A 16,715-nucleotide genomic window follows, 5' to 3' on the forward strand; every position below is an offset into this window, starting at 1 on the left:
ACGAGATACATCTTATAAAGGTCAAAAGTGCTTCCGGCACTTTTGGCCTTATTCCCTTTGGGAATGTGTCTTTTTTCGAGGGTCAAAACAGGGGAACTATAACATTTAGTGAATTGGCGTTCGAGGGTTAATACAGCATACTGCATGTATTTCGGCAAAGAATCCTTAATTTCCCCTAATCTTACAAGTCATATTAACTGCTAACTACGAATATGTCTCTAAAAAAAGCCCAAACTAGCGAAAGAGTAAATTTTGGAAAGATCAAACAAGTTGCTGAGACACCGGATCTGTTGGCTATCCAAATCCAATCTTTCAAGGATTTCTTCCAATTAGAAACCACACCAGACAAGCGTAACAACGAAGGCCTTTTCAAAGTATTTAAAGAGAATTTCCCGATTACAGATACCAGAAATATCTTTAACCTGGAGTTCCTTGACTATTTCGTAGATCCTCCGCGTTACACTATCGAAGAGTGTATCGAGCGTGGTCTTACATATTCTGTGCCTCTGAAAGCGAAACTGCGTTTGAGCTGTAACGACGAAGAGCACGTAGACTTCCAAACCATCGTACAGGACGTATTCCTCGGAAACATTCCGTACATGACCCCAAGGGGTACCTTCGTTATCAACGGCGCTGAACGTGTAGTTGTATCCCAGCTCCACCGTTCTCCTGGTGTATTCTTTGGTCAATCCGTGCATCCTAACGGCACCAAGATCTACTCTGCAAGGGTGATCCCTTTCAAAGGCGCCTGGATGGAGTTTGCGACAGACATCAACAACGTGATGTACGCGTACATCGACCGTAAGAAGAAATTCCCGGTAACAACGTTGCTGAGGGCTATTGGCTACGAAACCGATAAAGACATCCTCCAGCTCTTCGGCATGGCGGATGAGGTGAAAGCAGACAAGAAAAGCCTCGAAAAATATGCCGGCAAAAAGCTGGCTGCCCGTGTGTTGAGAAGCTGGGTAGAAGATTTTGTGGACGAGGACACCGGTGAGGTGGTGAGCATCGAAAGGAACGAGATCATGCTTGAGCGTGATTCTATCCTGGATGAAGCGAACATCGAAACCATCGTGGATATGGACGTGAAATCTGTTTTCGTGCAGAAAGAAGAAGTGAGCGGCGATTTCTCCATCATCTACAACACATTAAATAAGGATACATCCAACTCCGAACTGGAAGCCGTTCAGCACATCTACCGCCAGCTGCGCGGTGCCGATGCGCCGGATGATGAAACAGCAAGGGGTATCATCGATAAATTGTTCTTCTCTGACAAACGTTACGATCTGGGTGACGTAGGACGTTATAAGATCAACAGGAAACTGGGTCTGCCTACGCCGCTGGATATGAAAGTTTTGACGAAAGACGACATCATTTCCATCATCAAGTACCTGGTACAACTCACCAACGGTAAGGCCGAGATCGACGATATCGATCACCTGTCTAACCGTCGTGTACGTACCGTGGGCGAACAATTGTACGCTCAGTTTGGTGTTGGTCTGGCCCGTATGGCGCGTACCATCCGTGAAAGGATGAACGTAAGGGACAATGAGGTATTTACGCCGGTAGATCTGATCAATGCAAGAACACTTTCTTCCGTGATCAACTCCTTTTTCGGTACTTCTCAGCTGTCTCAGTTCCTCGACCAAACTAACCCGCTGTCAGAGATCACGCACAAACGTCGTATCTCCGCACTCGGACCCGGTGGTTTGAGCCGCGAGCGTGCAGGCTTTGAGGTTCGTGACGTACACTATAGCCACTACGGCCGTCTGTGTACTATCGAAACACCGGAAGGTCCAAACATCGGTCTGATCTCCACCCTTTGCGTTCACGCAATGGTAAATGAAATGGGCTTTATCGAAACTCCTTACCGCAAGGTAAAAGACGGTAAAGTAGACATGCATAAAGTGGAGTACCTGAGCGCTGAAGAAGAAGATTCTGTAAAAATTGCACAGGCAAATGCTCCGCTCGACGAGAAAGGCGCATTTACCGGTGATAAAGTGAAGTCCCGCGAAACCGGCGACTTCCCGATCCTGGATCCGGGAGAGGTTGAATTCATGGACGTTGCTCCGAACCAGATCGTAGGTTTGAGCGCCTCCCTGATTCCGTTCCTGGAGCATGATGACGCCAACCGTGCGTTGATGGGATCGAACATGCAACGTCAGGCGGTTCCGTTGATCGCACCGCAGGTGCCGATCGTAGGTACAGGCCTGGAAGCAAAAGCTGCCCGCGACAGCCGTCTGCAGATTACTTCAGAAGGTAAAGGCGTGGTAGAATTTGTTGACGCAAACGAAATTCATGTTCGTTACGAGCGCGACGAAATGCAGAAGCTGGTGAGCTTCGAAGATGATCTGATGATCTACCGACTCACGAAGTTCGTTAAAACGAACCAGAGTACCTGTATCAACCTTCGTCCTGCTGTGAAGAAGGGACAGCGCCTGGAAGAAGGCGACTTCCTGACCGAAGGTTATGCTACCCGTGGTGGTGAGCTGGCACTCGGCCGTAACCTGAAAGTGGCGTTCATGCCATGGAAAGGGTACAACTTCGAGGATGCGATCGTGATCTCTGAGCGTGTTGCTAAAGAAGACTGGTTTACTTCTATTCACATCGATGAATATGAACTGGAAGTACGCGATACTAAACTGGGTGAAGAAGAACTGACCCCGGATATCCCGAACGTGAGCGAAGAGGCTACCAAAGACCTCGACCAAAACGGTATCATCCGTGTTGGTGCACACATCAAGGAAGGTGATATCCTGATCGGTAAGATCACTCCACGTGGTGAGTCTGATCCTTCTCCGGAAGAAAAACTGTTAAGAGCGATCTTCGGTGATAAAGCTTCCGATGCGAAAGACGCTTCCCTGAAGGCACCCCCATCAACAGAAGGTGTGGTGATCGACAAGAAGCTGTTCTCCCGTGCTAAGAAAGATAAAAACTCTAAAACACGCGAAAAAGCATCCCTGGAGAAACTGGAAAAAGTTCACCAGAAGAATGAAGAAGACCTGATGGAAGTACTGATGGGCAAATTGCTCACCCTGCTGAAAGACAAAACTTCACAGGGTATCACCAACACTTACGGTGAGGTGATCATTTCCAAAGGCTCTAAGTTCTCTCAGAAGAACCTGACCAATATCGATTTCCAGAATGTGAACCCGCTGGGCTGGACTACAGACGACCAGACCAACGAGCAGATCAACATCCTGTTGCACAACTACAATATCAAGTATAACGAAGAGCTGGGCCGTTACAAACGTGAGAAATTCAACATTTCGATCGGTGACGAGTTACCTGCAGGTGTACTGAAACTGGCGAAGGTTTACCTGGCCAGCAAACGTAAACTGAAAGTGGGTGATAAGATGGCGGGCCGCCACGGTAACAAGGGTATTGTTGCGAAAATTGTACGTGATGAGGATATGCCGTTCCTGGAAGACGGTACTCCGGTTGATATCGTATTGAACCCGCTGGGTGTACCTTCCCGTATGAACCTTGGTCAGATTTACGAAACTGTATTAGGCTGGGCCGGTCAGAAACTGGGCGTGCGTTTCGCTACCCCGATCTTCGACGGTGCTACTACAGAGGAAATCGCCGATTACATTACGGAAGCTAAACTGCCTAGCTTCGGCCATACTTACCTGAGCGACGGTGAAACCGGCGAGCGCTTCCACCAGAAGGCTACCGTTGGTATCATCTACATGCTTAAACTGAGCCACATGGTGGACGACAAAATGCACGCCCGTTCTATCGGACCCTACTCTCTCATCACGCAACAGCCGCTGGGTGGTAAAGCCCAATTCGGTGGTCAGCGTTTTGGTGAGATGGAAGTTTGGGCACTGGAAGCGTACGGTGCATCCAACATCCTCCAGGAGTTGCTCACGATCAAGTCTGATGACATTGTTGGACGTGCGAAAGCTTACGAATCTATCGTTAAAGGCGATAACATTCCGAAAGCCGGCGTACCTGAGTCCTTCAACGTATTGATCCACGAGTTACGTGGTCTCGGTCTTGACCTGAAATTCGAATAGTTGACATCATAACAGCCGGCGGATGTAACAGTCCGCTGGCTGTCTATATAAGATTCAGCTATTTCTTCCTAGAATTTTCTTTAAATAACATACAATGGCCATTAAGAAAGAAAATCGTCCTAAATCAAATTTTAGCAGCATTACCATTAGCCTCGCTTCACCGGACACCATCCTGGAGCGCTCTTATGGAGAGGTGCTGAAACCTGAGACCATCAACTACCGTACTTACAAGCCGGAGCGTGATGGTTTGTTCTGTGAGAGGATATTCGGCCCTGTAAAGGATTACGAATGCTATTGCGGAAAGTACAAACGTATCCGCTATAAAGGCATCGTGTGCGACCGCTGCGGTGTTGAAGTAACGGAGAAGAAAGTACGCCGCGAAAGAATGGGTCACATCCGTCTGGTTGTGCCTGTTGTACATATCTGGTATTTCAAATCACTTCCTAATAAAATCGGCTACCTCCTGGGTATGTCATCCAAAAAACTGGAAACAATCGTGTACTATGAAAGGTACGTGATCATCCAGGCGGGTGTTAAACAGGAGAAAGGCATGAACTATGGCGATCTGCTGACTGAAGAAGAGTACCTGGATATCCTGGATACCCTTCCGAAAGACAACCAGTTGCTGCCGGACGAAGATCCGAACAAGTTCATCGCTAAAATGGGTGCGGAAGCAGTAGAAATGATGCTGGCAAGGATCGACCTGGACAGCCTTTCTTATGCACTTCGTAACCAGGCCGCTACTGAAACTTCTCAACAACGTAAAGCTGAGGCCCTGAAACGCCTGAGCGTTGTGGAAGCTTTCCGTGAAGCTAACATTCGCGTAGAAAACCGTCCTGAATGGATGGTAATGCAATATATCCCGGTTGTACCGCCAGAACTGCGCCCATTGGTGCCGTTGGATGGTGGCCGTTTTGCGTCTTCCGACCTGAACGACCTGTACCGCCGTGTGATCATCCGTAACAACCGTCTCAAACGCCTGATCGAGATCAAGGCGCCTGAGGTGATCCTGCGTAACGAAAAACGTATGCTGCAGGAAGCGGTGGATTCCCTGTTCGATAACTCCAGGAAATCCAACGCTGTTAAAGCGGAAGGCGGTCGCGCCCTGAAATCCCTGTCAGACGTACTGAAAGGTAAACAAGGTCGTTTCCGTCAGAACTTGCTCGGTAAACGTGTGGACTACTCCGGTCGTTCTGTAATCGTGGTAGGCCCTGAGCTGAAGCTGCACGAATGTGGTCTTCCGAAAGATATGGCTGCTGAATTGTTCAAACCATTCATCATCCGTAAACTGATCGAAAGAGGCATCGTTAAAACCGTAAAATCGGCTAAGAAGCTGGTAGACCGTAAAGAAGCGGTGGTTTGGGACATCCTGGAGAACGTACTAAAAGGTCACCCGGTGATGCTTAACCGTGCTCCGACCCTTCACCGTTTGTCCATCCAGGCTTTCCAGCCTAAACTGGTGGAAGGTAAAGCGATCCAGCTGCACCCGCTCGTGTGTTCTGCGTTCAACGCCGACTTCGATGGTGACCAGATGGCGGTACACGTGCCTTTGAGCAACGCCGCGATCCTGGAAGCCCAGCTGCTGATGCTGTCTTCTCACAACATTCTCAACCCGCAGAACGGTACGCCGATCACCCTGCCTTCACAGGACATGGTTCTCGGTCTGTACTACATCTCTAAAGGCAAGAAGAGCACTGCTACCGAAATCGTAAAAGGTGAAGGTAAAGCGTTCTACTCTGCAGAAGAGGTGATCATCGCTCACAACGAAGGCCGTGTAGATCTGCACGCGCACATCAGGGTGAAAGCGGAAGTGAGGAATGAAGAAGGTGAACTTCAATTCAAACTGATCGAAACTACTGTTGGTCGCGTACTGTTCAACCAGTTCGTACCAAGAGACGCCGGTTATGTAAACGCATTGCTGACGAAGAAGTCACTGCGCGAAATCATCGGTGACATCATCAAAGCGACCGACATTCCTAAAACTGCTAAGTTCCTGGACGATATCAAGCAACTTGGTTTCCGTACAGCTTTCCGTGGTGGTCTGTCGTTCAACATCAATGACCTGATCATCCCAGAGGTGAAACAGCAGATGATCGATGGCGCTGCCGGTGAAGTAGACGAGGTTTGGGATAACTATAACATGGGTCTGATCACGAATAACGAACGTTATAACCAGATTATCGATATCTGGTCTCGTGTGGATACCAAAGTAACAGAAACGCTGATCCGTGAGCTGGCAAATGATAAACAGGGCTTCAACTCTGTATATATGATGCTTGACTCTGGTGCACGTGGTTCTAAACAGCAGATCAAACAGCTGGCTGGTTTAAGGGGTCTGATGGCGAAACCGCGTAAGAGTGGTTCTACCGGTTCCGAGATCATTGAAAACCCGATCCTGTCCAACTTTAAGGATGGTCTGAACGTATTGGAATACTTCATCTCTACGCACGGTGCCCGTAAGGGTCTTGCGGATACGGCACTGAAAACCGCGGATGCGGGTTACCTGACCCGTCGTCTGGTGGACGTAGCACAAGACGTGGTTATCACCGAAGAAGATTGTGGTACCCTCCGTGGTATCGCTACTTCTGCGCTGAAAGACAACGAAGAGGTGGTTGAACCGCTGTATGACCGTATTCTCGGCCGTACTTCCCTGCACGATGTATTTGATCCTCACACCGAGGAGCTGCTCATCGCAGGTGGCGAACAGATCACAGAAGAAATTGCCAAACGCATCGAAGACAGCACAATCGAAACTGTTGAAATCCGCTCTGTACTGACTTGTGAAAGCCGTCGTGGTGTGTGTGTAAGGTGTTATGGTAAAAACCTGGCGACAGGTTATACCGCGCAACGTGGTGATGCTGTAGGTATCATCGCCGCACAGTCCATCGGTGAGCCAGGTACACAGCTGACACTTCGTACCTTCCACGTGGGTGGTGTTGCCGGCTCTACTTCGGTTGAGTCTACACTGACTGCGAAATTCGATGGTACTATACAATTCGATGGTCTGCGTACCACTACTTACGAAAACAATGAAGGCGAAAAAGTACAGGTAGTAATCGGCCGTACGGGTGAGCTCAGGATCATGGACGTGAAAAACGACCGCCTGCTGATCACCAACAACATCCCTTATGGTTCTACACTGGTTGTTAAAGACGGCCAGAAAGTAGCGAAAGGTGATCCGATCTGCTCCTGGGACCCTTATAACGCCGTTATCGTTTCCGAAATCGCTGGTAAGATCCGTTTCGAAAGCATCATCGAAGGTATCACCTTCCGTGAAGAGGCCGACGAGCAAACAGGTCACCGTGAGAAAGTGGTTATCGAGACGAAAGACAAGAACAAGATACCTTCCCTGTATGTTGATGGCAACAAAGAGGTGAAATCATACAACCTTCCGGTTGGCTCACACATCGTAATTGAAGAAGCGGAAGCAGTAAAAGCAGGCCAGGTAATCGTTAAGATTCCACGTGTGCTTGGTAAACTCCGTGACATCACCGGTGGTCTGCCGCGCGTAACTGAGTTGTTCGAAGCCCGTAACCCGAGCAACCCTGCGATCGTTTCTGAGATCGACGGCGTTGTAACCTTCGGTAACATCAAACGTGGTAACCGTGAGATCATCATCGAAAGCCGCGAGCAGCATGTGAAGAAATACCTGGTGCCGTTAACACGTCACATCCTGGTACAGGACGGTGACTTCGTGAAAGCTGGCCACCCGCTGTCCGATGGTTCTACTACACCTGCAGACATCCTCGCAATTAAAGGTCCGTTCGCCGTACAGGAATACCTGGTGAATGAGATCCAGGAGGTATACCGTTTACAGGGTGTAAAAATCAACGACAAACACATCGAGGTGATCGTTCGCCAGATGATGCGTAAAGTAACTATCGAAGATCCGGGAGATACCCGCTTCCTCGAAGGTGATACTACCGATAAATTCGAGTTCTTTGAAGAAAACGATAACATCTTCGATAAGAAGGTGGTAACGGAAGCCGGTGAGTCAGCTAACCTGAAAGCTGGTCAGATCGTGACCCTGCGCCAGGTTCGTGAAGAAAACTCACTGCTGCGCCGTGCTGACAAGCGCCTGGTTGAATTCCGCGATGCAAATCCGGCTACTTCCAGCCCGCTGTTGCTCGGTATCACCAAGGCTTCACTCGGTACGCACAGCTGGATCTCTGCAGCGTCCTTCCAGGAAACAACCAAAGTACTGTCTTCTGCAGCCATCAACGGTAAAACAGATGACATGCTCGGCCTGAAAGAAAACGTTATCACAGGTCACCTGATCCCTGCTGGTACTGGTCTGCGTGAATTTGAGAACATGATCGTAGGTTCGAAAGAAGAGTACGACATCCTCTCATCTTCTAAAGAAGTATTCCAGTTCGACGAGGAAGAATAGTTTTGTTTTTTGCTCAAACGAGTAATGATAGAGAAAGAAAAGGGAAGCGTTATGCTTCCCTTTTTTATTGCCGGTAACTCGCATATCCTGAATTAACCATCATTTATCCCAAAACATTTCCTGCTGTGTGATCAATTGGCTATTTTTCAAAAAAATAATCACACGTCATGCGATTTCCCAAGAAGAGCCTGTTGATGGCCAGCCTGTTAATGCCTTTCACCATGCAAACACAAGCCCAGTTGAAGCTGGATAACTATGTCATACCTTCCGGCAAACCCGGTGCAGCTGTCGGTAAAGTGATCACCAGCGGTAAAGCGTTGGTTACCGGCGATACATCCGGCTTATTTATGATCAGTAAAAATACCCTTCGCCTTAAGAAGAACAAGTCGCTGCCAGCCGGTGCGTATAAGTTTGAAGTGGCGATTGCAGCCGGTGACGAGAAAGGCACATTCACCCTTGTAAAAGATGAATTTCATCAGAATAAAGTAATAGCGCATCGCGGTGCGTGGAAGAACCAACCGGGTAGTCAAAACTCGTTATCTTCTTTGAAAGATGCGATCAAACTGGGTTGCGCCGGTTCTGAGTTTGATGTATGGTTATCATCCGACGAAAAGCTCGTACTCTCTCACGATGCTGAAATTGGCGGTAAAGTGGTAGAGAAAACGCCGCTTGCCGAACTGCAAACCATTCAGCTTGACAACGGCGATCGTGTGCCTACGCTGGAAGAGTACCTGGATGAAGGTATGAAGCAGAACGGCACTAAACTCGTGCTGGAACTGAAGCCCTCTAAAGTAAGCAAGGAGCGTGGCAAACAGCTGGCCGCATCCGCAGTGGAAATGGTGAGAGCAAAACAAGCGCAGGGCTGGATCCTGTACATTAGTTTCGATTATGACATCCTGTTAAAAATATTGGAGCTGGACCCATATGCGAAAGTGGCTTACCTCAATGGTGAGAAAAGCCCGGCGCAACTAAAGGCCGATAAAATCTGGGGCTTCGATTACAACTATGGCGTTGTAAACAAAGACATCAGCATCCTTAAAGACGCGCGCAGCAAAGGTATTACCACCAATGTGTGGACTGTGAACAAGGCCGAACAGATGGACCAGCTGCTAAACGCCGGCGTGGATTTTTTGACTACCGACGAACCGGAACTGGCATTGGAAAAAGTAAAAACTAAATAATTTTTGAAAGCGGGAAGCATGGCGAAAGCCTCTTCCCGCCTGAAATTTCGATCGTCATGCTTGAAAAGATCGTTAATAACCAGCTTTTCAAGCGCTAACCGGTATTTTAACCTTTTTTATTATTTCAAAAACCTTATTTTAGCCCTTCAAAATTATTTTAAGGAGTCAAAACCTACCTCTTAACATGATCATTCATCAACAAATTGTGAAAAACGGATTTTTACTTATCGCGATTGCCGGCTTCATGGCATCCTGCCAGCCGAAAGATAAAGCAGCTACGCAAGCTACCGGTGCCCAGCAGGCGGCAGGTGGTGCAGAAGCGGGTGGCGCTTTCAAGATCGCTTATGTAGACCTTGACTCCCTGGAATCGCACTACGAATACTTTAAAGAAAAGAAAGCAGAACTGGAAAAACAACAGGAGCAGATAGAGAACGAGCTGAAAGCAAAAGCGAGGGTTTTACAGAACGAAGTGGCAGCGCTGCAACAAAGAGCGCAAAGCGGTCAGCTTAGCCAGGTAGAAGGCCAGGCGGCTGAAAGAGAATTGATGCAGAAGAACCAGCAACTGGAACTTACCCGTCAGCAAAGACAACAGTCTTACATGCAGCAGGAAGCACAGTTTAACGACGACCTGCAGAATAAACTCGATTCCTTCCTGCAGGGTTATAACAAAGGCCGTTATGCGTATATTTTCTCTTACAGGAAAGGTGCGAGCAACATCCTTTACAAAGACACTCAGTACGATATTACTGCCGATGTTATTAAAGGCCTGAATGACCTGGGTAACACCAAAAAATAGCATCTTAAAAATAGGAGTAGAAATCCCGGTACCGTTATGTGCCGGGATTTCTCTTTTTTTGTCCTGATGAGATATATTTTATATTTTATTCCTACATTGACAGCCAATCACACCTTTTTCAATCAACATTCATGTCATCAATCAACCAGAACGAAACCGCATCCTTTAAGCCTAGTTTAGGTTTGCTGGATGCCACCATGATCGTGGCGGGCTCCATGATCGGCTCCGGGATTTTCATCGTATCTTCTGAAATTGCCCGTAGCGTAGGCTCTGCCGGCTGGCTTATGGCCATGTGGATACTAACCGGCGTAGTTACACTTATCGCTGCGCTGAGTTACGGCGAGCTATCCGGTATGTTCCCTAAAGCGGGCGGACAGTACGTTTACCTGCGCGAAGCCTACAATCCATTCATCGCCTTCCTGTTCGGCTGGACGCAATTCGGCGTGATACAGACAGGCACCATCGCGGCCGTGGCCGTAGCGTTTGCGAAATATACCGCTTACCTGTGGCCTGCCGTGAGTGAGAACAATATTCTGCTGGACCTGGGCTGGTTAAAGATTACCGGCGCACAGTTGCTGGCAGTCGCGAGCGTGATATTGCTCACGTTTATTAATACACGCGGTGTAAAGAATGGTAAGATCATTCAAACCGTGTTTACCATCACCAAACTGGCGTCTCTCTTTGGGTTGATCATTTTCGGTCTCCTGTTAGGGGCGAAAGCGGAGATATGGAATGCGAACTGGGAAAACGCCTGGACGGCTCAGTCGATGAGTCTTGATAGTGCAGGGCAGCTGACTACGGCAGCATTAGGCGGCCTGGCCTTACTGGGTGCCATCTCTGTGTCTATGAAAGGTTCCCTGTTCAGCAGCGACGCCTGGAACAACGTTACCTTCATCGCCGCCGAAATTAAAAATCCCAATAAAAATATCGGTCGTGCCCTGTTCCTGGGAACGCTGATCGTGACCATTATTTATGTAGCCGCCAACCTGATGTACCTGGCCGTAGTGCCATTCAACGAGATCGCTTTTGCGCCGCTCGACAGGGTAGGCGTGGTGGCTGCGGAGCGGATATTCGGAGGGGTAGGACCGCACGTGATCGCCATCATGATCATGATCTCCACCTTCGGTTGTAATAACGGCCTTATACTTTCCGGTGCCCGTATCTACTACACAATGGCGGAAGATAAGTTGTTCTTTAAGAAAGCGGGCGTCTTGAACAAATACAGCGTACCAGCGTTTGGCCTGTGGGTGCAGTGTATCTGGACCTGTTTGCTGTGTTTGACCGGCCGTTATGGCGATCTGCTGGCGATGGTGATTTTTGGCGTGCTGGTGTTTTACATCCTCACCATTGCAGGCATCTTTATCCTGCGTAAAAGGCAACCGAACGCACCACGTCCTTACAAGGCTTTCGGTTACCCCGTATTGCCGGCATTGTACATCGGCGTAGCCTTTTCACTGGCGGTATTACTGCTCGTATTCGAAAGCAATTTCGCACTGGCCGGCCTTGGTATCATCCTGATAGGCATACCACTTTACTTTATCGCGAAGAAATCGTCGTAACCCACGACTGCAATAGATTTGAAGCCTGCCGCAATATTGTGGCAGGCTCTTTTTTTTACGTCTTATCATGACAAAAAAATATCCTTACTGCATGACCACCGCAGTGACCTTTACGAAATTTGAGTCAGAACCCTGAATGATTAGTGAATAGACAGACCGGAAAAAAAGACACTATGTTAACTTAAAAAGGAGCGAGGACACAGCTGGCAATGCTTAACCCGAAATTCTTCTGAAAGGACTTGTTTTTCTATATATATACTTTCTCTGCAGCCGTATTACCAATGGTGGTAGAGACCAGGTTATGGAGTTGCGATTCGTCATTGAAAAGCGCTCTATAGAGAACCATTAAAAGCCTACACAATTGCATTCTCGAACATTCACATGATTTTACAATAAGCGCAAAGTTTCCACTTTGCGCTTTTTTGTGCCCCAAAGTGACCTATGTTAACGAATTATGAACTCCGTTTTTGCATTAGGACTTCTCCTTTTCCTCAGCGTACTCTTTCCGGAAATTGATTCATACCATCATGAAAATCGACGAAGCCCTCCTGGCGAAATATTTTAAAGGTACGTGCAACGAAGCCGAACAGGCGGTCGTAGAAGCGTACATCGCCAGTGGTGACACGCCGGAGCTGGATGCGTTGATGCGTAATGTATGGGAGGAAAAAGCAGTGCCGGTTAAACGGATGCATCGCACCTGGTACGCCGCCGCAGCTGCCGTATTAGCGTTTGGAATTGTGTGTGGATGGGCCTGGCAGCGTAATAGCCACCGCAAACAAATGGCAGTATTACAGTCAGTAAAAGATACGCTTTATAACGCGTCGCCCAATGTGAAACGGGTAACCCTGCCCGATGGCTCACGCATCCTGTTAGGCGCTTATACGCAAGTGGTTTATCACCCGGAGGCCGTGCGGGAAGTTTGGTTGCAGGGCGAGGCCTTCTTTGATGTGCGTGCAGACGAGCAGCATCCGTTTTATGTGCATACCGATTCGTTGACGACGACGGTACTGGGCACCACGTTCAACATATCAACCCGCAACCGCGCCAATGGAAGTATTGAAGTCAGCCTGTTTACGGGGCGTATTGCCATAAAGGTGAAAGAGGGAAACATTGCTTTTGCACAGACATTGCGGCCCGGAGAGATGGTTTCTTATCGTAAAGGTACAATGCCGTTAGCGCCCGGTAAGTTCAAAGCAAATGAAGTGTTAGACTGGCGCACCGGTAAGTTGATTTTTGAAAATACCACTTTGGAAGATGCGTTTGCACGCCTGCAAAGCCGCTTCGGATGTCACATTCAGGTAGAGGACGAACAGTTAATGAAGAAGAAAGTATCAGCCGAATTTACCCCCGGCACCAGTGTGGAAAGCATTTTACAATCCCTTAGTTACGTACATCAATTTAGCTATACACAAACATCGCATCAAACATTTATCGTCGGTAAATAAGTAAACATTTTATCGTTAGCCAATCGTGAAGTACTGCCAGGCAGCGCTATCGGGCGAGCCATGTTCGTACGGCATCCATTCAATTATCAACATAAATAAGTTAAAACGTATGCAAAAGTCTACGTACAGATTTTTATTCCTGTTTTGTTTTATTATCGTGGAACTCCAGGGTGCCCTTGCCGCCCAATCGTACAAGAAGCTGGAAGACAAAGTAAATGTTCGCTTCGAACGGACTAACGCTGCCGCCGTGATCAAGTCGCTGCAGTCACAAACACGGTACACTTTTATTTACGATCCCGAGTACCTGGCGCAATGCGCCGTCCGCGACATAAAATTTAACAACGGCAAGCTGGCCGATGTGCTGGCCTACCTGGACCAACACGCGCCGGTAGACATTGCCTATGCAGCCGATATCATTTCTATCCGAAAAGGGAAAGCGGCTAATGTGGAGCAAGGCCGTGTAGCCGGCAGGATAGTCGATAACCGCAACGAAGCGCTGCCCGGCGTTACCATACAAGTAAACGGCGCACAGGGTGTCCTGTCTAACATGGACGGCACCTACGAATTAAAACTCGAGCCGGGCACCTATACGATCACCTTCAGTTACGTGTCTTTCGAATCAAAAAAAGTAACGGAAGTAATCGTAAAGGAGGGCCAGGTAACGCCCCTGGATATTGTGCTGAAAACCAGCGCATCCAGCCTCAAGGGCGTAACCGTAACGGCCAGCTACAAACGCGCTTCGGTGGAAGGTTTATATGCCATCCAGAAGAACAGCGCATCGTTGACCGACGGTATCAGCGCGGAGCAAATCGCCCGCACGCCGGATAAAAACATCGGTGAAGTATTGAAGCGTGTGAGCGGTGTGGCCACGGTGGATAATAAATACGTGGTAGTACGCGGCCTCAGTGAACGGTACAACCAGGCCATGTTGAACGGGCAGGTAATGCCCAGCACAGAATTGAACAGGAAAACGTTTTCGTTCGATATTATTCCGAGCAACATGGTAGAGAATATTACGGTGGTGAAGACGCTTACGCCGGACAGGAGTGCTGAATTTGGCGGTGGGCTTATCGAAGTGAATACACTCGACATTCCTACCGAAGACTTCCTGAACATCAGCGCTGGCGGTAGTGCGAATAGTCTTACCACCAACAAAACATTTAAGTCGTTAAAACTGGATGGCAGTGAGTACTGGGGCAGGGTAGCACCGCATCGCAAGCTGTTGGGCTCTTTAGATTGGAAGAACACGGCGGACGTGGTAGCGAAGTATGACGCGGGCGGCAAAAATCCATCGCAGTTTTCCAATAACTGGGGCATTTATGAAAGGAATGGCCATCCATCTCAAAACTATCAACTCGCTGGCGGTAAAAGTTTTTTGAAGAGAGAAAACAGTCAATGGGGTGCAGTGTTCTCCCTTAGTTATCGCAATACTATGCAAACGCAGGATGTGGCGATGAGCCGCGATGGCTTTACCGGTGGCGGGTTTTATGATGGTCCGGATACGATCGGTTACGTGGGCCAGCGTTATGGTTTAACCACGAACCTCGGCGGCCTGGCGGCTATCGGCTACAAGAGCAAATCGCATCGCATCTCTTTTAATACTATTTATCTCCGTACGCTCGATCAGCAACTGTTATTAGGCACCGGTAACCACGAGTTCCTGGGTGGCGGTATGAGCCTTGGTTACTATGACATCACGCAGCAAACAGATATGTGGCAATATCAGTTAAAGGGTGAACATGCACTGGGTGATAAAGGTATTAAACTGAGGTGGATGGGCAGTTACAATAAACTGGACCGCCAGAAGCCGGACAACCACCAGCTGGTAGGGCAAGTGTTGCAGAGCGGGCATCTCGAGAGCAATGAATATAACATCTCTAACCCGGTGAGTATGCTGAACGCCGGTGCATTACGCTGGTGGAGCCGCGCGCTGGAATCATCGGTGAATTGGGACGCCGGTCTGTCCATGCCCTTCAACGTCGGCAAGTTCTCCAACTCCGCTAAAGTAGGCTACGCCGGCTGGTATAAGGACAGGCTGTTTTACGTAATGAACACCGGTTCCGCAGGATACAACACATCCGACTATCCGCCGTTATCGCAGCTGTTCGTGCCGGAACGCGGCGGTAATATCTACCTGAGCCGGTTTGTGGATGACTTCCATCGCACCGCCGTGTTACATGCACCTTATGCTATGCTGGATAATAAACTGAATGATAAGTGGCGACTGGTGTGGGGCGTGCGCGCAGAATACTATGATCTGAACAAAGTGAACGCCGTGCTGGATTCATTATTTCGCCAGATCAACGGCAGCAGGGGCGGTAGCAACGACTTTGATTACAGCGCGTTGCTGAACCGCGAAAAGAGCCTGAACTGGTTCCCCTCTGCCAACCTTACTTACAGTCTTACATCACGTATGAACCTGCGCCTGGCTTATTCAAAAAGCATTGTGCGCCCCGATTTACGCGAGCTGTCATTCTTCCGTGAATATGATTATGAGTTAGGCGGTGCATATGAAAGCGACCTGGTAAAATCATCCATCATTCACCATTACGATTTCCGTTACGAATGGTATCCAGGGCCTGGTGAGATACTTTCGTTCTCCCTGTTTTACAAAGACCTGAAAGACCCGATGGAAATATATAAACACCAGAGTGCTACCTATTTCCTGTTGAAAAATAACAAGGCCGCGAAGAATTATGGTATTGAACTGGAAGCGCGTAAAAGCCTTGGCTTTACCAATGTTCCGGTAGTGCGCAACCTTACTTTATATGGCAACTTCACTTACCTGAAGTCGAAAGTAACACCGGTGAAACTCACGTTTGACGTGGATCCGGCAGATGACAAAACAGTGGTGATCAAAGAGGAAGTGTTGCCCGAAGAGGACAGACCACAGGCGGGTGCGAGCAACTATGTAGTGAATGGCGGTATTTATTATGATACCAAACCACTATCGGCCAGCCTGGTGTACAACTATGTATCCAATCGTATGTTACGTCCTTCGGAAATATACTTCCAGTCATTGTTTGAGAGGCCGCTGGAGGCACTGGACGCGCAGATCGCGATCAGGCCGTTGAAACAGCTGGAGCTGCGTTTGAATGTGAGCAACCTGTTGAACAGTTACACATTGTTATTTGAGAATTATTCGAATGATCTTGATCTGGTGACCGGTGCAAAAGTTCCTTCATCTACCAAAGAACTATTGTACAAGCGCGGTACCGATCGTGTCATCTATAAGTCGAGGCCGGGCCGCACGTTCAGCGCTACCCTCACTTACCGATTTTGATACGCGTATTATTTTATATACCTGGCCAGGTACCACTTT

At 48.5% G+C, this 16,715-nt stretch carries 7 protein-coding genes; all 7 read left to right on the forward strand.

Annotation, left to right across the window (positions count from 1 at the left end):
• Positions 1-290: 290 nt before the first annotated feature.
• The 7 genes from rpoB (at position 291) to MKQ68_RS01510 (ending at position 16,676) form a co-directional block, all read left to right on the forward strand.
• Positions 291-4,022 (forward strand): DNA-directed RNA polymerase subunit beta, encoded by a 3,732-nt coding sequence (gene rpoB, locus MKQ68_RS01480; RefSeq protein WP_264281774.1) that lies wholly within the window; start codon positions 291-293, stop codon positions 4,020-4,022.
• A gap of 94 nt (positions 4,023-4,116) precedes the next feature.
• On the forward strand, positions 4,117-8,412 hold the full coding sequence (gene rpoC / locus MKQ68_RS01485) for a DNA-directed RNA polymerase subunit beta' (protein WP_264281775.1): 4,296 nt from the start codon (positions 4,117-4,119) through the stop codon (positions 8,410-8,412).
• A gap of 167 nt (positions 8,413-8,579) precedes the next feature.
• Complete coding sequence (locus MKQ68_RS01490) at positions 8,580-9,593, forward strand: glycerophosphodiester phosphodiesterase (RefSeq protein ID WP_264281776.1); 1,014 nt, start codon at positions 8,580-8,582, stop codon at positions 9,591-9,593.
• 184 nt (positions 9,594-9,777) lie between these two features.
• Complete coding sequence (locus MKQ68_RS01495) at positions 9,778-10,389, forward strand: OmpH/Skp family outer membrane protein (RefSeq protein ID WP_264281777.1); 612 nt, start codon at positions 9,778-9,780, stop codon at positions 10,387-10,389.
• A 131-nt stretch (positions 10,390-10,520) separates the two neighbouring features.
• A complete protein-coding gene (locus tag MKQ68_RS01500) occupies positions 10,521-11,948 on the forward strand; it encodes an APC family permease (protein WP_264281778.1) in 1,428 nt (475 codons plus the stop codon).
• 527 nt (positions 11,949-12,475) lie between these two features.
• Entirely contained in the window at positions 12,476-13,393 is a 918-nt protein-coding gene (locus tag MKQ68_RS01505; protein WP_264281779.1) for a FecR family protein, read from the forward strand.
• A 109-nt stretch (positions 13,394-13,502) separates the two neighbouring features.
• Positions 13,503-16,676: a TonB-dependent receptor gene (locus tag MKQ68_RS01510; RefSeq protein ID WP_264281780.1), complete on the forward strand. Its 3,174-nt coding sequence runs from the start codon at positions 13,503-13,505 to the stop codon at positions 16,674-16,676.
• Positions 16,677-16,715: the final 39 nt, after the last annotated feature.

The sequence above is a fragment of the Chitinophaga horti genome, assembly GCF_022867795.2.
Classification (GTDB): domain Bacteria; phylum Bacteroidota; class Bacteroidia; order Chitinophagales; family Chitinophagaceae; genus Chitinophaga; species Chitinophaga horti.